This is a genomic window from Sphingomonas sp. CFBP 13714, assembly GCF_014842205.1.
In the GTDB taxonomy this organism is placed as follows: Bacteria; Pseudomonadota; Alphaproteobacteria; order Sphingomonadales; family Sphingomonadaceae; genus Sphingomonas; species Sphingomonas aerolata.
Window position 1 is genome coordinate 85,592 of the sequence record NZ_JACYVG010000002.1, and the last position, 17,275, is coordinate 102,866.

A 17,275-nucleotide genomic window follows, 5' to 3' on the forward strand; every position below is an offset into this window, starting at 1 on the left:
GGACTCGCAGTGATCTCCTCTGGAGCAGCCCGCCCCCACACCCCCCGCGGAGCCGCAACGACCCGCACCCCATCCGTCATCCCGGCGAACGCCGGGACCCATGGTTACGGCGGACCCGGCGATCCCGTGCCGTCATAACCCGGTCCGCGACCATCGGTCTCGACGCCCGCCGGGATGACGGGAAGGGGAGGCGCCACAAAATCGCTCCCGCACCCGCCACAACCCGCCCCCTCCCGTCATCCTGGCGAAAGCCAGGATCCAGAGCCGCAAGCGCAACCCCCCACGGCTCTGGATCCTGGGTCGAGCCCAGGATGACGGAAGAGGTGGGCGCAATATGTCTCTCAACCAGTCGATCGCCCGGCCACCGCGGCTGGCTCACCCGCGACACCCCCCCCCCCCCGTCATCCCGGCGAAAGCCGGTACCCAGAACCACAAGCGCGCCCGCCCGCTGCCCTGAGTCCCGGTTCGGGCCGAAATGACGACAGGCAGGGGGTTGCCTCGTACCCTGCCAACCTCCACCAACCGCTCACCCGCACCTCACCGCATCCATCCCTCACCTCGGGTCGAAACTGAGCCAGATTAGTGCAGTTGTTAGCAATCCGTTTACCAGCCCGGCATAGCCACTCGTCTCCACGCCGCGGCGACGCCATCGTCGCGACCGGCCGTGCAAGGAGCCTGCCCGTGCGTGCGTTGATGATCCTGGCGGTAGGAACGGCCTGTCTCGCCGGCTGCGCGACGCAGCCCCGGGGCGGTAGCGCGGGCAAGGCCCCGGCCGTGGCGGCGGAGCCCGTACCGGTCGCCCCAAACTGGACGACGATCGCGACGCCCGACGACCGCGCCCGGCTCGCGGCACTCGGCGACAGCTGGACGCGCGCGCGCGCCGCGGTGCCCAGACGGCTGGCGGGCAAGATCGCGGCCGAGGGTGCGCTGCTCGATCCCGCAGGCGCGCTCGACCTGCCCGCGCTGTCGCCCGGTTCCTATCGCTGCCGGCTGGTCCGGCTCGGCGGGCGGGCGGGCTATGCGAGCTTCGCGCCCGATTTCTGCTATGTCGACGGCGACGGCGCGGGGCTCTCCTTCACCAAGCAGACCGGCACGACGCTGCCCGGTGGTTGGCTGCACCCCGACAGCGACCGGCGGCAGGTGTTCCTCGGCACCGTCCGCACCACGCCCGCGCAGGTCGCGCCGCCCTATGGCACCAACCCCGCGCGCGACGTCGCAGGCGTCGTCGAACGCGTCGGCCCGCTGCGCTGGCGCCTCGTGATGACGCGCGCGGGGCAGGGCGCGATCCTCGATCTCTACGAGCTGGTCCCGGTGCCGCCTGCGACGCCCGCGACGCCGCGCTGAGCGCAGAATCCTCCCCCTTTGCGGGGGAGGATCGGAAGCATCAGCCCTTTGGCGGCTTGGCGAAGTTCGCCGCGAACCGCTCCACGCCCGATGCGAACGAGTCGATCACCTTGGCGAATTCGGGCGGCAGCGCAGCAGCGTCGCTCCTGGGCGGTTCTGGCGTCTCGCCCGCGAACGGCCCGCTGCCCGCCGTCGACGCGCCCGGAGCCTCCGGCGAAGCCTCGGCCGAGGGTTCTGGCGGCCTGGGCGGCTTCGGTGGTTCGGGCGGTGCAGGTGGCGGCGTCGCCCCACGCATATCCTTCGCCGTGATCGCGGTCGCCGCCATCATCAGCCCGGCCGCGATCACCTGGCGTCCCGCGGGCGTGCCCATCTGCCGCGTCAGTGCCGCCGCGATCCCCGCGAACGGCGCCGCGCTGCCATGCTTGCCCGCCTTGGCAGACCAGCGCGCCTCGAACCCATCGCCTTTCGTCGCGCCCGTCTCGGCCTCGCGCTCCCGCGCCTCGCGTTCGCGACGCTCCTTCTTCTTGCCCATCTCGGTCTCCAGCACTGTATTGTACTAACAATACACTATGTAACTATCGTCGGCACCTTGGACAATGGTTCGGCGTTACCCATCTTTGCGAGCACCCGCCCGGCGCCCTCCCGGGCTTGTCGCGTCCGAACAAATGTGGAACAGACTTCTTTATGCTGACCAAGATTTCCGTACGCGGCGCGCGTGAACACAACCTCAAGGACGTCGATATCGACATCCCCCGCGACACGCTGACGGTGATCACCGGGCTGTCCGGCTCGGGCAAGTCGAGCCTCGCCTTCGACACCATCTATGCCGAGGGTCAGCGCCGCTACGTCGAGAGTCTGTCCGCCTATGCCCGCCAGTTCCTCGAACTGATGCAGAAGCCCGATGTCGACCATATCGAGGGCCTCTCGCCCGCCATCTCGATCGAGCAGAAGACGACGTCACGCAACCCGCGCTCGACCGTCGCGACCGTCACCGAGATCTACGATTACATGCGCCTGCTCTGGGCGCGCGTCGGCATCCCCTATTCCCCCGCGACCGGCGAGCCGATCGCCGCGCAGACCGTCAGCCAGATGGTCGACCGCGTCATGGCGCTCCCCGAGGGCACGCGGCTCTATCTGCTCGCGCCCGTCGTCCGCGGCCGCAAGGGCGAGTATCGCAAGGAACTCGCCGAGTGGCAGAAGGCGGGCTTCACGCGCGTCCGCATCGACGGCACGATCCACGACATCGACGAGGCGCCCGCGCTCGACAAGAAGTACAAGCACGACATCGAGGTCGTCGTCGACCGCCTCGTCGTCGGCGGCGAGATCGCCACGCGCCTGGCCGAGAGCTTCGAAACCGCGCTGAAGCTCGCCGAGGGCCTCGCCTATGTCGACCCCGCCGACCCGGTCGAGCCGCACACCCCCAAGTCCGAAATCCTCGGCAGCAACGCCCCCGACGGCCGCATCGTCTTCAGCGAGAAGTTCGCCTGTCCGGTCAGCGGCTTCACCATCTCCGAGATCGAGCCGCGTCTCTTCTCGTTCAACGCCCCCCAGGGCGCGTGCCCGGCCTGCGACGGCCTCGGCGAGAAGCTGCTGTTCGACGAAGACCTCGTCGTCCCCAACCACATGCTCAGCATCAAGAAGGGCGCGGTCGTCCCCTGGGCGAAGTCCAACCCGCCGTCGCCCTATTACATGCAGGTCCTCGGCAGCCTCGCGCGCGAATACAAGTTCGACATCGAGACCCCCTGGGGCGAGCTCTCCGAAGAGGTCCAGCGCGTCATCCTGCACGGCTCGAAGGGCAAGCCCGTCACGCTCACCTTCATCGACGGCAAGAAGAAATACGACGTCTCCAAGCCGTTCGAGGGCGTCATCGGCAACCTCAACCGCCGCCTGCTCCAGACCGAGAGCGCGTGGATGCGCGAGGAGCTGAACAAATACCAGTCCGCCGCCCCGTGCGAGGTCTGCGGCGGCGCGCGCCTGAAGCCCGAAGCGCTCGCGGTCAAGATCGCGATGAAGGACATCAGCTACGCGACCCACCTCTCGGTCGTCGACGCGCTCCAGTTCTTCACCGACATGCCGCAGCATCTCGGCGACCAGCAGAACGCGATCGCCGAGCGTATCCTGAAGGAAATCGTCGAGCGCCTCGGCTTCCTCAACAATGTCGGCCTCGACTATCTCAACCTCGACCGCACCAGCGGCACGCTCAGCGGCGGCGAGAGCCAGCGCATCCGCCTCGCGTCGCAGATCGGCAGCGGCCTGTCGGGCGTGCTTTACGTCCTCGATGAGCCCAGCATCGGCCTGCACCAGCGCGACAACGACATGCTGCTCAAGACGCTGCGCCGCCTGCGCGATCTCGGCAACACCGTGCTCGTCGTCGAGCATGACGAGGACGCGATCCGCACCGCCGATTACATCATCGACATGGGCCCCGGCGCGGGCGTCCGCGGCGGCCAGGTCGTCGCGCAGGGCACGCTGAAACAGATCCTGAAGTCGAAGGGCAGCATCACCGCCGACTATCTCAACGGCACGCGCGAAGTGCCGGTCCCCGCCACGCGGCGCAAGGGCAACGGCAAGAAGCTCACCGTCCACAACGCCACCGCGAACAACCTGACGGGCGTCACCGCGAGCATCCCGCTCGGCACCTTCACCTGCGTCACCGGCGTCTCGGGGTCGGGCAAGTCGAGCTTCACGATCGACACGCTCTACGCCGCCGCCGCGCGCGAGCTCAACGGCGCGCGCATCGTCCAGGGCAAGCACGACAAGATCACCGGCCTGCAATATCTCGACAAGGTCATCGACATCGACCAGTCGCCGATCGGCCGCACCCCGCGCAGCAACCCCGCCACCTATACCGGCAGCTTCACGCAGATCCGCGACTGGTTCGCCGGCCTGCCCGAAGCCCAGGCGCGCGGCTACAAGCCCGGCCGGTTCAGCTTCAACGTCAAGGGCGGCCGCTGCGAGGCGTGCCAGGGCGACGGCGTGCTCAAGATCGAGATGCACTTCCTCCCCGACGTCTATGTGCAGTGCGACGTCTGCCACGGCGCGCGCTACAACCGCGAGACGCTCGAGGTGAAGTTCAAGGGCCACAGCATCGCCGACGTGCTCGACATGACTGTCGAGGACGCCGCCGAGTTCTTCAAGGCGGTCCCCCCAATCCGCGACAAGATGGCGATGCTGGTCGAGGTCGGCCTCGGCTACGTCAAGGTCGGCCAGCAGGCGACGACGCTCTCGGGCGGCGAGGCGCAGCGCGTCAAGCTCGCCAAGGAACTCTCGCGCCGCGCGACCGGCAACACGCTGTATATCCTCGACGAGCCCACCACCGGCCTGCATTTCGAGGACGTCCGCAAACTCCTCGAGGTCCTCCACGCGCTCGTCGAGCAGGGCAACACCGTCGTCGTGATCGAGCATAATCTCGACGTCATCAAGACCGCCGACTGGGTCCTCGACCTGGGGCCGGAGGGCGGCGTCAAGGGCGGCGAGATCGTCGCCGAAGGCACGCCGGAAAAGGTCGCCAAGGCCAAGGGCAGCTTCACGGGCAAGTATCTGGCGCCGTTGCTGGAGAAGAAGGTGGTGGCGGCCTGACCCAAACGCCCTCTCCCCTCAGGGGAGAGGGCTGGGGAGAGGGGCGTAAAGGAAGGTCTGCCACGCCTGCCAACCGACCGATCAGGATCGCGGAACGACAACCGCGCTAGGTTAGCGGCGTTGCAAGCCGGAGAAGGTGGCGAAGGCCAAGAGCAACTTCACGGGCAAGTGTCTGCCGCCGTTGCTAGAGAAGCGGGGTGCTTTAAATTGAACTAAATGGAAGCTCAAGTTGATGTCCAAACGAAGCGTCGAGAACATCCCGGCCCGATCGGTAATTTACTTGCCGCAGTAGCATGTTGGAGTTTTCATAATTCTGAACTATTGGATTGGAATAAAGAGAATTTTCTGCGATCGATATCTGACGCATGCTCTCGTCGTTTAGATGGCGCTCTATAAAATCTCGTAAATCGGGGCCGGGCTGCAAGTTCCAGAGCATTATTCGTCTTATGGCGCGGAGCAAGTTTCCATTAATGCTTGGGTTAGGGCGCAAATTTATATCGATAACCCGCCGCTTTAATTTATTAAGGTAATTGGGCGAGGCATAGACTCTTTTGTCTTTTAGGCCATAGGCCGAAGAGTCGCAATCGAAGAACGTGCAGCGAGTTATATCGCGTACGGTCGCTACTTCAACGTGGCCATTTTTTGCAGCCCAAGTTGTTTCTAGGGCCCAAAAATCCACCTTCCACAAAGGATGTTGATAAGCATAGCCGCCAAAGCGGTTTTTTGCCGCCCCAAGGCGGGCCGCCAACTTAGCAACATCCTCGGATTTTGCTTCTATAACTAAGTCGATATCTGATTTAAATAAGTCTGGCCCTCGTCTTGCAAAATCGCGCACCATCCCACCAACAATTGCCACATCCGGAAAGTCTAAGAAATTTTTGCTTAGAATCTCGCGAAGACGAACCAATGGCAATGAGTCATCATCCCACAAGTATCGATCAATTCTTCGTTTGAGATCGTATAAGTCATTTGGTACCAACATCGTCCAACTGCCTAATATCTTGCCACAACCGAATTGCGAAAGTGTCTGTCATGCCCGATATCATGTCGGTCAGGAGGCGGAGTTCGCGATAACGAATAGAACCTGCCGTATCCTTAGCGTCATGGGTTCTAATGGCATCCTCTATATAGTTCGGGCTAATTAGTGAGTACGCGTATTTGCTGACGGGACTTGTCCTTCGGGAGGTCATGTCGCCGTGTAATTTCCGCTGTGCAATTGCGTTCCAAAAAACGGACATTAGGCCGTGAATGGCTTCTGCTCCCTTAGCTTCCATGCGGAGCACGCTGGGTGCCCCAAACGCGTACTGGCGAGCGACATCTTTGAGCTTATCGCAAAGGTCGCTTCCATCCATCAGGGGTGTTTCATATTTGAAATCAAATATGGCGGCTCCGTTCGTAATAAACTTATCGCTAGCTTCGCGTATCAACGCACTGATAAAAGTAGCACGCAAATATCCAATCTTAATATCTCGTGCAATTTCTGGTCGATGTCCTGCACTTCTAATTTTCGTAAAGTGGCCTTGAATGTCGATATACGCCTGTGACTTATTGAGTATGTTGCAGCTTGATATCAACTCAATCACATCATCTGGCGAAACGACATTTTTCTTCATTGCGTCATCAACGTCCAAAACCGAGTAGGCAATGTCGTCGCAGGCTTCCATAATCCACGTAAGGGGGTGTCTGTCGCCCTCAGTCAGGCCCGTTTCGTTTCGAAGCCATTGAACAATTATTTCCTCCGATCCAAAATACCCAAACTTTTTTCGTGTCTTTGAAGCACTATCCTGTTGTCGAGCACCGATCGGGTATTTTAGAGACGCGGCTAACGTTGCGGCGGTTAATCCTAATCCAACATTCGCAACTGAAGTTTGAAGTTTTGTAACGAGCCTGAATGTCTGTGGGTTTCCGTCAAAGTCTAAAAACTCTGAACGTAATTCCAACGGGACTGGCATTAGCCCTTCACCGTCTCGCGAATGCCTTGAAAAGATCCAGTCGCTGCGTTCAAGAAACCACTGTTTGATGGCCTGCTCGCCCTGGTGCCCGAATGGGGGGTTCCCTAAATCATGAACTAGCCCAATGGACGATAGAATAGGTTGTACGACATCATACAAATGTACACCGGTAAATAGTCCAGGGGCTTTTTCATAAATTCTGGTTCCGATAGACTTTGCTAGATTCGCAACTTCGTGTGAGTGCGTCAGACGGGTTCTCACCCCATCATTTTCGTCCATCGGCCAAACCTGAGTTTTGTCGGAGAGACGGCGTACAGGAGTTGAAAATAGTAGCCGATCGTAGTCGCGTTGAAAATGTGATCGGTGCTCATTTGGATCGGCAAATGTGCTTGCACCGGTCTCTGGGAAACGCGCATTTGACCAAATCGATGCCATGTTTTTATCCTTCCGGTGACACATGCCCGATCGTAGCTCACCGCTCAACAACCATAATCTGATATTCGTTCTCAAGACGTTCCGAGGGGGTGATGTTGTGATCAGCGGTGGTTTTCGGATGTCAGGATGACTATCAACTGCCGCAGGCAGCGGCCCATTCCACCGCCAGCCCGACCCGCCCTCGCGAAACTCCGCGCGCACGTCGGGATCAACCCGCACCGTTTCCTGCTGCCTGACCCTGCACCCCCTCGGCCGAGTCGCGCCGTCTCTGCCGCCCGATCCGGCCCCCCACCGCCGCCCCGCCGCCGAATTGCACGAAACACCTCGCCAAAAGGTACGGAATGACCGCCCCGTGGGGCTGTCCTACTACCCCCGTTTCAGCATATCTGATCGGTCCTCTCCCCTCGGGATAGGATCAAACCGTGAACAAACGTTCCGACACGCCGCCCCGCGCACCGGCCTTCGCGACGGTCCCCGGCACCGACTATGCCGCGCTCTACGCGCCCGAGCCCATAAAGCCGCGGATCACCTCGACCGCCGACACCCCCAGATGGGGCGGCACGCCCGCGCGGCTCCGCGTGCAGCCCGGCCCCGCCGTCTCGGGCGCCGGTCTGGCGGTCCCCCGCGCGATCGTCTCCGGAGGCGGCGCCCCCGCGAGCGGTCCCCGCACGGACGATCGCTACACGGCCGTCATGGCCTCGCCGCCCACCACCTTCGTCACCGGCGGCGCGGAGGAGGACGACGACGACCCCCTCGACACGCTCGCCGCCGTGGCGCCGCCCCGCGCGTCCGCCGACCCGGACACGCCCGGCGACCACCCCGACCCGCACCAGCCCGCGCTCGACGCGCTCGACCTCATGCCACCGGGCGCCGCCTGTGGCTCGCGCCGCCAGGACGGCTGGTCCGCCGCCAACCAGCGCCGCTTTCTCGAGGCACTCGCCGAGGGGCACGGGGTTGATGTCGCCGCGCGCCGCGTCGGCCTGTCCGCCACCTCGGCCTATGCGTTCCGCCGCACCGCCAAGGGCGCGGTGTTCGCGCTCGGCTGGCGCGCCGCCGCGCTCGTCGCGCGCGATTCGATCGCCGAGACGCTGCTCGTCCGCGCGCTCGAGGGGACGGTCGACACGATCGTCCGCGGCGAGACGGTCATCACCCGGCACAGATATGACAACCGGCTCGGCCTCGCGCTGCTCGCCCGGCTCGATCGCCAGGCGGAGAGTGCGCCCGATGCCGATGCCAAGGCCGCGCGGCTCGTCGCGCAGGAATTCGACGCCTATCTCGATCTCGTCGGGCGCGATCAGGGCGCGGCGCGCGCGGGGCTGTTCCTCGCGCGGCGGACCGGCGGGGTTGGGGCCGGGGCAGGGGGTGCCGATGATCCCGCGGGCGGCGACGCGCATGATCTCGCGCCGATCTACGCGCTCGCCGCCGCCGACCGGCTCGTCCGCACCGGCGTCGCGACCGCGGCCGAGGTCGATATCGCCGATCTCGATCCCGCCGCGCGCGCCGGCTGGAGCGGCGAGCAATGGGCGCGCGCCGAGGCCGCCGGGATGGTCGCGCTCGCCCCGCCGCCGCCCGCGCCCCCTCCCGCCGCGGACGACGAAACCGCTTCATCGTCTCAACATTCGCAACATTCGGCCGAGGAGGAGGAGGAGGACGACGACGACTATGACGACGACGATGATGACTATGCGGAGGCGGGGGACGTCGGGGGCGCGCTGCCCGGTTTCGACCCGCCGGTCTGGCGCTGCGCGGCGACCGGCGCATGGCGCACCCGCTTCCCGCCGCCTGCGGGGTTCGCGGGCGCGGTGGTCGGCGATTATGGCGACGACGACTATGCCCGTGCGCTCACGCCGGCCGAGGCCGAGCTGATGGACGCGGCGCAGGACCTGTCGCGCGCGTCGCTCGCGGCGTCGGAGCGGCAGGATCGCGACCGCTGGTTCGCGCGCGTCACGACGCGGATCGCCGCCCTGACGGTTCAGCTCGCCGCGTCGGCGGATCCCGGCGACGGTTCCGGTGCCGAACCCGGCCTCGATCCGGGAACAGGGTTGCACGCAAGCCGTTGAGGCTGCGCAACAACCAGGACATTCGTCATGCCAACCCCCGTGCGTCACCCGCACCGCAAGCCCAAGACCTTCGGCCGCACAGCGATCGCCGCGGGGGTCGCCGCGCTCGGCCTGGGCGGCGCGCTGCTCGCGGCCTGGCTGCGCCGCGCGCCCGCCAATCCGGCCGAGCATGCCGCCCCCGATCTCGCCCCCGCCCGCCCGCATCCCGGCCCCGCCGACCGCGCGCCGGAGGCCTTCCGCCCCGATCCCACCGCGGTCCCGACCAAGGCGGAATATGAGTCGCTGCGTCCCGCGACGTTGCCGGTCACCTGATTTCAGTTTTTTCACGGAGAGTTTCATGAGCATTTTCAGCAAGATCAAATCCGCCATCTTCGGCGAAAAGGGCCCGCTCGGCAGCGGCCATTTCGGCACCCCCAAGCCCGCCGCACCGGCACCCGCGCCGGCCCCCGCCGCCATCGCCCCGAAGCCCGCCCCCGCTGCTCCGGCGGCACCTACTCCGCAGACCGCCCCCGCCGCCACCCAGCCGGTCGATGTCGAGGCGGTGCTCTCGGGCATGGCGTCGCGCAAGAATTCGGATCTCAACTGGCGCAGCTCGATCGTCGACCTGATGAAGCTGCTCGACCTCGACTCCAGCCTCGACAACCGGAAGGAGCTCGCCACCGAGCTCGGCTATACCGGTGCCAAGGACGGCAGCGCGGAGATGAACATCTGGCTGCACAAGGCCGTGATGCGCGAACTGGCCAAGAATGGCGGCACCGTCCCCGCAGGTCTGCAGGACTGAGTGCGCAGGCGCCGGCAACCAAGGCCGGCGCCGAGCATTGAGGTGATACCGACAACCCTCTGAAAGGACACCAAATGCGCGCTATGACGCTGGGCCTTATGGCCGCCTCCACCCTGATCGCCGGCTGCGTCGGCGGTGGCGGCGACCGCTACGGCGTCGACCCACGCTATCGGTCCTATGACTATAACCGGCCCGACCCTGCCTATGGCAGCTACGACGCCGGCCGCTACTACCGCGACGACCGCCGCTACCGCGAACGCCGCCTGTCGAACAACGACCGCATCTACCGCGGCAATGACGGCCGCTATTATTGCCGCCGCAACGATGGGACGACCGGTCTGATCGTCGGCGGCGTGGCCGGCGGCGTGCTCGGCAACGTGATCGCACCCGGCGGTTCGGGCCTGCTCGGCACCGTGCTCGGCGCCGCCGGCGGCGCGCTCGCCGGACGTGCGGTCGATCGTGGCAACACCCCGGCACGCTGCCGCTAATGACCGGGGCCGGCGGCGATATGTTACGCCGCCGGCCTTGGCGCTGCGGGGGATCTTTCTGACGGTAATGGTCGTCTAAAAACACCGCCAGATTTGCAATTTCGGGTCGTTTGGCCCATATGAAGATTTGCTACAGTCGCATATCGACGGTTCTTGGCGCTTTGCGGCACCTTTCTCCTTCTTTCCCTGCTCCGCGGCATCGGGCGGTCCGAACCTCGGATTGCCCCATAACAAAGAAGGAGCCATCGCATGGCTATCACTGGCACCGTAAAGTTCTTCAACGCCGACAAGGGCTATGGCTTCATCGCTCCCGATGGCGGTGGCAACGATGCATTCGTGCACATCACCGCGGTTGAGCGCGCCGGCATGCCCACGCTGAACCAGAACCAGCGCGTCACCTACGAGCTCGAGCCCGACAAGCGCGGCAAGCAGTCGGCTGTGAACCTCCAGCCGGCCGACTGAGGCTGTCGGCGGACTTGTCCGCCGATGACTGATTTCGGTTGCGGCGCGGCGACCCATCTGGTCGCCGCGCCTACTTCCTCTAGTTCCTCAGGAGCGCAGCAGCATGGCCGATAATCCAGAATTCTACCGGGCCCGCGCTGAAGAAGAGCGTCGCAACGGCGATGCCGCCTCGCTCGACAACGTCCGCGACCGCTGCCGCCGCGCCGAAAAGGCCTGGGATGACATGGCCAGCCGCGCCGAGCGTACGCAGACATTGCGCGCCGCCCGCGAAGCTGCCCCTCCCGGTGGCGAGCGCATGGCGAACTCTACCATGATTCCCGCCGAATAAGATCGGCTCTGGACGGCCGCCGCTATCGGCGGCCGTTTCCATATCCAGCGTTTGGGCATGGCGACATGCCGCAACGTCAGCGCAACCCGCCGGTATCCTTCCACCGGTCGAGTATTTCCGGCGCGGGTGGTAATCGATCCGCCTCGGCAGGCGTCGATCCGATCCCCGCATTGGTTTGCACCGTAGCCGACATCACGACACCCGAACCCGAGGCGCCTCTGGCGCCATCCGCGATGTCTGGCCGCGCTGTGGTCGGAAGTGCTGCAAATGCCGCGCCGGTGGCCCTACCTGGCAGCGGCTCACGGCCGAGATAGTGCTGCTTAAAGGCCGCAGCGGTGCCCCAATAGCCTTTCCACCGGTGGAAGAAATGTGCGCCGACCACCGCCGTCATCACCAGACTGCGGCTCCAAGGCGGCGTGACGGCATAGGTATGATAATGCGTTGCCAGCCCGACCGGCGAATACACATAGCCTGCCAAAACCATCGCCGCATTCCGCTCGGCCCGGACCCACGCAAGCCTAGCCGGCGCGCGCGCGGTCGCGCCGTCACAGGCAAAGCTGAATTGACATGCAGTCGGTGCCCCGCCCGAATGGGGCCCCTGATAGACCACGCCGCAGATGCTTGCCGGGAAGGCGGGATGGCGGACACGATTGAGAATGACCTGAGCAACCGCGCGTTGCCCGGCATCGGGTTCGGATGCGGCCTCGTAATAGATCGCAGTCGTCAGGCAGAACAACGCCCGGGCCCGGTCCGCCGCGCTGGTCCCCGTCATTGAAAAGGGACGCGCTGCCACGACGCCGGGATCCCCTGTACGAACATCAACGGAACTGGGCACCTTGGGGAGGGCGGTCGTTCCCGTCACCCCGGGGACGGGAGCCCCAAAGTCCCCGGGAATGCTCTTGAGGGCATTGCTATGGGGCCCCTCGCCATCACCGCCGCGCAGAGGTGTCCCGGCATCCCTTGGCGCGTAGCGGAACGCCGCGTGCGCAAACAGCGCGGTCGACGCGATCACGCCGGATATGGCCACCGGCAACCATCGTCGTCTCGATGACCGGGAGGCCCAGCGCGCCGTGTTCAAAATCCCGCTATCCTTGCGCCACCGTCATCAAAGACGGCCAGCCATATCGCAGCAAACCCTACCGTTCCGCTACCGAATGCCCGCGATCGTCGCGGCGAGGGTTATTTAAGTGCGGCGGTATCGAGGTTTAACGCAGCCTCAGGGATAACCTCGGCCTGTGGATAGGCCTGTCGAAGCGAGGGGGCGAACTGCCTGGCATCGCCGACGACCACGATACTAGCCTTTTTGGGATCGAGCAGCGCCGCGGCTGCGGTTTGGACTGACGCGGAATCAACTGCGCCAACCTTTGCCGTAAACTGCTGCAGTTCATCGACGCTGACGCCGTTCTGGACATAAGATCCCAGAATTCCCGCAACGCCGGACGTCGTCTCGATCCCGCGCCCGAAATTCCCGACAAGTACCGCCTTGCGCGTTTCCAGTTCACCCGGGGATACGGGCGCCTTGCCCATGCCCGCCAGTTCAGTTGCGATCAGCGAGACCACTTCCGTTGCGGTAGGGTTCTTGGTCTGTGTCCGCGCGGCAATCGTTCCCTGTGTCTTCCCCGCGTCCAGCGTGCTGCCGGCGCCATAGGCCAGACCGCGCTTGATCCGGATTTCCTGGTTCAGCCGTGAAGAAAAGCCTCCGCCAAGTACGGTGTTCGCTACCGCCAGCGAATAATAGCGGGGGTCGGTGCGCGCGATCGCCGGCCGGGCGACGACGACGCCAGCCTGGCCCGCATCGGGCATGTCGACGACGATCACGCGAGGCGCCGGGTAATCGATCGGCATGCCGGGTGTCGTCGCCGCGCCGGTCTTCTTCCAAGGGCCGAATTGGGCGTCGGCCAGCGTCTTCGCCTGCGCCGCGGTGACGTCGCCGACCATGATGAGCGTAGCCTGATCGGGGCTGAAGCTGCGCGCATAGGCCGCGGTGATGTCGGCCCGGGTTATTGCCTTCAACGAGATCGGCGTGCCGCCGATCGGCGCGCCATAGGCGGACGCGCCGAGAACCGCCCGGTCGGCGACCAGTGCGGCAAGCTGCGCCGGATTCTTAAGCGCGAGCGATACCGCGTCGATCTGCTGTGTCCGCGCGCGTTCGATTTCCTCGGGAGCGAACGCAGGATGCATCGCCACATCGGCAAGGATCGACAGGGCAGGGGTAAGCTGATCCGCCTTCACCGTGACATCGACCGAGGCACCGTCGCTGCCTGCATCGCTGCCGATCGATCCGCCAAGGCCTTCGATCTCCCGTGCTATCTGCGTGGCCGTTCGCGTGCGCGTGCCTTTGGTCAGCAACTCGGCCGCCAAGCTGCTGACGCCTGCTTGATTGGCAGGATCGGTTGCCGCGCCGCCACCGGTAACGAGATAGGCGGTGACGATCGGCAGATCGTGCCGCTCTACGGTGATAAGCCGCATGCCATTGGCGAGCTGCGTCGAGATCGGCTGGGGCAGGGTCGGCGAAATCGGTGTACCGGGGGCGGGGGCAAGGACGCGCTGTCCTTCGGCGGCGGGGGTAACGATCTCGACGTTGGCGGGCGCCTTAAGATCGGCGACGTGGACGCTGGGAGCCACATCGATCGTCGCGACCCGCGTCGCGGCCGGCTTGGCATCGAGCGGGAGATACCGGATCGTCGCGGATTGCGCGTCAGCCAGATAGGTCCGTGCGACGCGCTGGATATCTGCGGCCGTGACCTGCGCAATGGCCGTGAGCTGCCGGTCCGCGGCCCGCGGATCGCCATCCACGATCACTGATGAAGCAAGCGTGCTCGCCTTTCCTTCGGCGGTTTCCCGGGCAATGATCGATGCAGTCAGGATCTCGTTCTTCGCCTCGGCCAGTTCGGCAGGGGTGACGGGGGCGTCGCGCAGCCGTGCGATCTCTCGCTTGAGCGCGGCCTCGCCAGCGTCGACGCTCTTGCCCCCGGCCATGATGGCATAGACGACCAGATTGCCGGTCGACTGCTTGCTGTCGATCATGGCGTCCGCGGACTGTGCGAGTTGATCGCGGTAGACGACGCTTTCGTAGAGCCGCGAGCTTTCGCCCTCCGACAATATCGCTTTCAGGAGACTGAGCGCAGAGATGTCGGCAGCGCGGTCCGCCGGGATATGATAGCTGATCAGCACCGCGGGGAGCGGCGTGTTGGGCTCGTAGACGGTACGCGTCACGGCTTGGGTACGGGCCGGCTCGGCGACCGTTACCCGAGGAATTTCCCCGCTCGGCTTCTTGATGGGGGCGAAGTAGGTGTCGATCCAGCGGTCGAGCTGTGCAGGCTCGAAATTGCCCGAGACGACTAGGACCGCATTGTCGGGTCGGTAATAGGTTGCATGAAAGGCGCGGACGTCGTCGATGCCGGCGGCTTCGAGATTTTCCAGGCTGCCGATCGTACCACGTGCATAGGGATGTCGCGCATAGGCGAGCGCGGGATAATAGAGCGAGAACAGCTTGCCATAGGGCCGAGCCAGCGTGCTCTGGCGAAGCTCCTCCTTCACGACGTCGCGTTCGGAGGCGAAGCTCTTAGGCTCGACCACGAGGCTCGCCATCCGGTCGGCCTCTGCAAACAGCAGACGCTGCAGGTGATTGGCCGGAACCACCTCGTAATAATTCGTATAGTCGTCGTTGGTCGATGCGTTGTTATAGCCGCCGACGTCCTCGGTCAGCCGGTCCATCTGTTCTGACACCAGGTTGCGGGTCGATTTGAACATCAGATGTTCGAACATATGGGCAAAGCCGGACCGGCCCTTGGGATCGTCCTTCGACCCGACGTCATACCAGACCTGGACCGACACGTTGGGTGTCGCCGTGTCCCGGATGGCGTAGACACGCAAACCGTTGGCCAGCACGCGCTCAGTGAAGGCGAGCGGCTTTACCGAGACGTTCGACATAGATTTTGGGGGGGCGGACTGCGCCACCACCGCTGCAGGACAACAGGCTGCGCCAAGCAGCAAGGCGGAGCGGAGGAGGCGCATCTGTGTCCTTACTTCTGGGTACGCGAGCGGTTAAAAAGCACCGCGCCGGCGATGGCGGCAGATCCTATGCCGACGCCAAGCCCGATCTTTGCAAGCGGCCAGGTCTTCGCCTTCTCGACGGTCGCCTTTGCTGCGGCTTCGGCGTGAAGCTTTGCTTCCTTGGCTGCGGCGAGGATTTCGTTGGGTGTATCGTCGTCGGCAGCCGTTGTGATGGGGTCGGTCACGTCACTCTCCTAACTCGATTTCCGACCATACTCCGCTCGGAAATCATTTGCGAACTTCGTCAATGTGCCGGCGGCGATCGCAGCGCGCAGATCTGCCATCAGCGTTTCGTAGAACCAGATATTGTGCTCGGTCATCAACATCGCGCCAAGCATCTCGCCCGCGCGGACGAGATGATGCAGATAGGCCCGGCTCCAGGTGGCGCAGACCGGGCAGGCACAGTCGGCCGCCAGCGGCGACTGGTCCTCGGCAAACCGGGCGTTGCGGATGTTGATCGGGCCCTTGCGCGTGAACGCCTGTCCGGTCCGCCCGGATCGCGTCGGCATGACGCAATCGAACATGTCGATTCCGCGCTCGACAGCGCCCACGATATCGTCAGGCTTGCCGACGCCCATCAGGTAGCGGGGTTTGTCGGCGGGCAATTGTCCGGGGGCGAAATCCAGGCATCCGAACATCGCCTCCTGTCCCTCGCCGACCGCCAATCCGCCGACCGCATAGCCATCAAAGCCGATATCGATCAGCGCGTCCGCCGAGGATTTGCGGAACGACTCGTTCAGCGCGCCTTGCTGGATTCCGAAGATCGCGTTGTTCTCCGCATGCGCACCGCCTGCATCGAAGGCGTCGCGCGATCGCCTCGCCCAACGCATCGATCGTTCCATGGCGGCTGCCTGAACCTCACGCGTCGACGTCGTCGGGACAAGCTCGTCGAACGCCATGACGATGTTCGACCCCAATAATCGCTGGATCTCGATCGACCGTTCGGGGCTGAGCAGGTGCCGAGTACCATCGAGATGCGATTTAAACGACACCCCTTCCTCGGACCGCTTGGTAAGATCTGCGAGGCTCATCACCTGATACCCGCCCGAGTCGGTCAGGATCGGCTTCGACCAGCCCATGAAGCCGTGAAGCCCGCCCAGTCGCGCGACGCGTTCCGCGCCGGGACGCAGCATGAGATGATAGGTGTTGCCGAGGATGATGTCGGCCCCGGCGGCCGCCACGTCGTCGGGCTTCATCGCCTTGACCGTCGCGGCGGTGCCGACCGGCATGAAGGCGGGGGTACGGATCACGCCGCGCTGCATCGCAATCTGACCTGTGCGCGCGGCGCCATCGGTGGCAGAAATGGTGAAGTCGAAACGAGGGGACACGGGATGATCCATTAACGGCGCTTGCCGCGCGGTGGGGCGTTGGGGGCGAAGCTTCTGATCGTGAGCAGCTCCTCGCGCACGAGCACACCGTCCCGGTTGCGGTCGAAGCGGAGAAAGAACTGCGCAAATCTGGCCTGAAGCTCGGCAAGGGTGATCGCGTTGTCGCCGTCGCGATCGACTTCGAAGGGGCTGGGCAGGGCGTTGCGATCGCCAAGCCATTTCAGCGACCAGTCGGCATAGGCGATATAGCCGATCTTACCTGTCGTGCTGCCCTCGGCGCCCGCAAAGCTCCGCGCGAGGCAAGTGTCGAGTTCGGGCCTGGTCACGCGCGCGTCGCGATCCGCATCGCAGGCGGCGACCAGCATTGCGGCCGGTTCGGCAAAGATCGTTGCGGGCGGTTGCGCGACCCCAGCGGAAGGCACGACCTGCAAAGCCAGAATCAACGGGATCAACATGGGCCGG

16 protein-coding genes are annotated in these 17,275 nt (G+C 64.5%); 8 read left to right on the forward strand and 8 right to left on the reverse strand.

Annotation, left to right across the window (positions count from 1 at the left end; genetic code table 11):
• The first annotated feature begins 681 nt into the window (after window positions 1-681).
• Window positions 682-1,344 (forward strand): DUF4893 domain-containing protein, encoded by a 663-nt coding sequence (locus IFT54_RS04705; protein ID WP_342354761.1) that lies wholly within the window; start codon window positions 682-684, stop codon window positions 1,342-1,344.
• A 40-nt stretch (window positions 1,345-1,384) separates the two neighbouring features.
• Here the strand turns inward: IFT54_RS04705 and IFT54_RS04710 are convergent, their stop codons facing one another.
• The gene (locus IFT54_RS04710) at window positions 1,385-1,876 is read right to left on the reverse strand and encodes a hypothetical protein (RefSeq protein WP_192069792.1); all 492 of its coding nucleotides are present in this window, start codon (window positions 1,874-1,876) and stop codon (window positions 1,385-1,387) included.
• A gap of 152 nt (window positions 1,877-2,028) precedes the next feature.
• Between IFT54_RS04710 and uvrA the strand changes: the two genes are divergently transcribed.
• Window positions 2,029-4,923 (forward strand): excinuclease ABC subunit UvrA, encoded by a 2,895-nt coding sequence (gene uvrA / locus IFT54_RS04715; RefSeq protein WP_192069793.1) that lies wholly within the window; start codon window positions 2,029-2,031, stop codon window positions 4,921-4,923.
• Window positions 4,924-5,125: 202 nt separating this feature from the next.
• Here the strand turns inward: uvrA and IFT54_RS04720 are convergent, their stop codons facing one another.
• Both IFT54_RS04720 and IFT54_RS04725 read right to left on the reverse strand, forming a co-directional pair.
• Window positions 5,126-5,905: a hypothetical protein gene (locus IFT54_RS04720; RefSeq protein WP_192069794.1), complete on the reverse strand. Its 780-nt coding sequence runs from the start codon at window positions 5,903-5,905 to the stop codon at window positions 5,126-5,128.
• A complete protein-coding gene (locus IFT54_RS04725; RefSeq protein ID WP_192069795.1) occupies window positions 5,889-7,310 on the reverse strand; it encodes a deoxyguanosinetriphosphate triphosphohydrolase family protein in 1,422 nt (473 codons plus the stop codon). Before IFT54_RS04725 ends, IFT54_RS04720 begins: the two co-directional genes overlap by 17 nt.
• 422 nt (window positions 7,311-7,732) lie before the next feature.
• Between IFT54_RS04725 and IFT54_RS04730 the strand changes: the two genes are divergently transcribed.
• The 6 genes from IFT54_RS04730 (at window position 7,733) to IFT54_RS04755 (ending at window position 11,429) form a co-directional block, all read left to right on the forward strand.
• A complete protein-coding gene (locus tag IFT54_RS04730; RefSeq protein WP_192069796.1) occupies window positions 7,733-9,370 on the forward strand; it encodes a hypothetical protein in 1,638 nt (545 codons plus the stop codon).
• 27 nt (window positions 9,371-9,397) lie between these two features.
• Window positions 9,398-9,682 (forward strand): hypothetical protein, encoded by a 285-nt coding sequence (locus IFT54_RS04735; protein WP_192069797.1) that lies wholly within the window; start codon window positions 9,398-9,400, stop codon window positions 9,680-9,682.
• Window positions 9,683-9,707: 25 nt separating this feature from the next.
• Window positions 9,708-10,151 (forward strand): DUF3597 domain-containing protein, encoded by a 444-nt coding sequence (locus IFT54_RS04740; protein WP_192069798.1) that lies wholly within the window; start codon window positions 9,708-9,710, stop codon window positions 10,149-10,151.
• Window positions 10,152-10,225: 74 nt separating this feature from the next.
• Entirely contained in the window at window positions 10,226-10,639 is a 414-nt protein-coding gene (locus IFT54_RS04745) for a glycine zipper 2TM domain-containing protein (RefSeq protein WP_031394997.1), read from the forward strand.
• A 249-nt stretch (window positions 10,640-10,888) separates the two neighbouring features.
• Entirely contained in the window at window positions 10,889-11,101 is a 213-nt protein-coding gene (locus IFT54_RS04750) for a cold-shock protein (protein ID WP_031394996.1), read from the forward strand.
• Window positions 11,102-11,204: 103 nt separating this feature from the next.
• Window positions 11,205-11,429 (forward strand): hypothetical protein, encoded by a 225-nt coding sequence (locus IFT54_RS04755; RefSeq protein WP_082451641.1) that lies wholly within the window; start codon window positions 11,205-11,207, stop codon window positions 11,427-11,429.
• Window positions 11,430-11,505: 76 nt separating this feature from the next.
• Here IFT54_RS04755 and IFT54_RS04760 read toward each other — a convergent pair whose 3' ends face one another.
• From IFT54_RS04760 to IFT54_RS04780, 5 genes are all read right to left on the reverse strand, one after another.
• Entirely contained in the window at window positions 11,506-12,201 is a 696-nt protein-coding gene (locus IFT54_RS04760) for a cell wall hydrolase (RefSeq protein WP_192069799.1), read from the reverse strand.
• A 407-nt stretch (window positions 12,202-12,608) separates the two neighbouring features.
• Window positions 12,609-15,362: a M16 family metallopeptidase gene (locus IFT54_RS04765; protein ID WP_244648609.1), complete on the reverse strand. Its 2,754-nt coding sequence runs from the start codon at window positions 15,360-15,362 to the stop codon at window positions 12,609-12,611.
• Window positions 15,363-15,454: 92 nt separating this feature from the next.
• The gene (locus IFT54_RS04770; protein ID WP_197975095.1) at window positions 15,455-15,670 is read right to left on the reverse strand and encodes a hypothetical protein; all 216 of its coding nucleotides are present in this window, start codon (window positions 15,668-15,670) and stop codon (window positions 15,455-15,457) included.
• 9 nt (window positions 15,671-15,679) lie between these two features.
• Window positions 15,680-16,825: a tRNA guanosine(34) transglycosylase Tgt gene (gene tgt, locus IFT54_RS04775; RefSeq protein ID WP_192069801.1), complete on the reverse strand. Its 1,146-nt coding sequence runs from the start codon at window positions 16,823-16,825 to the stop codon at window positions 15,680-15,682.
• Window positions 16,825-17,268: an EF-hand domain-containing protein gene (locus IFT54_RS04780; RefSeq protein WP_192069802.1), complete on the reverse strand. Its 444-nt coding sequence runs from the start codon at window positions 17,266-17,268 to the stop codon at window positions 16,825-16,827. Before IFT54_RS04780 ends, tgt begins: the two co-directional genes overlap by 1 nt.
• Window positions 17,269-17,275 lie beyond the last annotated feature (7 nt).

Excerpts from the sequence above, each read along its gene's own strand:
- uvrA (WP_192069793.1), top strand. The coding sequence starts at position 2,029 with ATGCTGACCAAGATTTCCGTACGCGGCGCGCGTGAACACAACCTCAAG.
- tgt (WP_192069801.1), bottom strand. The coding sequence starts at position 16,825 with ATGGATCATCCCGTGTCCCCTCGTTTCGACTTCACCATTTCTGCCACC.
- IFT54_RS04750 (WP_031394996.1), top strand. The coding sequence starts at position 10,889 with ATGGCTATCACTGGCACCGTAAAGTTCTTCAACGCCGACAAGGGCTAT.
- IFT54_RS04755 (WP_082451641.1), top strand. The coding sequence starts at position 11,205 with ATGGCCGATAATCCAGAATTCTACCGGGCCCGCGCTGAAGAAGAGCGT.
- IFT54_RS04760 (WP_192069799.1), bottom strand. The coding sequence starts at position 12,201 with ATGACGGGGACCAGCGCGGCGGACCGGGCCCGGGCGTTGTTCTGCCTG.
- IFT54_RS04765 (WP_244648609.1), bottom strand. The coding sequence starts at position 15,362 with ATGTCGAACGTCTCGGTAAAGCCGCTCGCCTTCACTGAGCGCGTGCTG.
- IFT54_RS04745 (WP_031394997.1), top strand. The coding sequence starts at position 10,226 with ATGCGCGCTATGACGCTGGGCCTTATGGCCGCCTCCACCCTGATCGCC.
- IFT54_RS04720 (WP_192069794.1), bottom strand. The coding sequence starts at position 5,905 with ATGTTGGTACCAAATGACTTATACGATCTCAAACGAAGAATTGATCGA.
- IFT54_RS04740 (WP_192069798.1), top strand. The coding sequence starts at position 9,708 with ATGAGCATTTTCAGCAAGATCAAATCCGCCATCTTCGGCGAAAAGGGC.
- IFT54_RS04710 (WP_192069792.1), bottom strand. The coding sequence starts at position 1,876 with ATGGGCAAGAAGAAGGAGCGTCGCGAACGCGAGGCGCGGGAGCGCGAG.
- IFT54_RS04780 (WP_192069802.1), bottom strand. The coding sequence starts at position 17,268 with ATGTTGATCCCGTTGATTCTGGCTTTGCAGGTCGTGCCTTCCGCTGGG.
- IFT54_RS04735 (WP_192069797.1), top strand. The coding sequence starts at position 9,398 with ATGCCAACCCCCGTGCGTCACCCGCACCGCAAGCCCAAGACCTTCGGC.
- IFT54_RS04725 (WP_192069795.1), bottom strand. The coding sequence starts at position 7,310 with ATGGCATCGATTTGGTCAAATGCGCGTTTCCCAGAGACCGGTGCAAGC.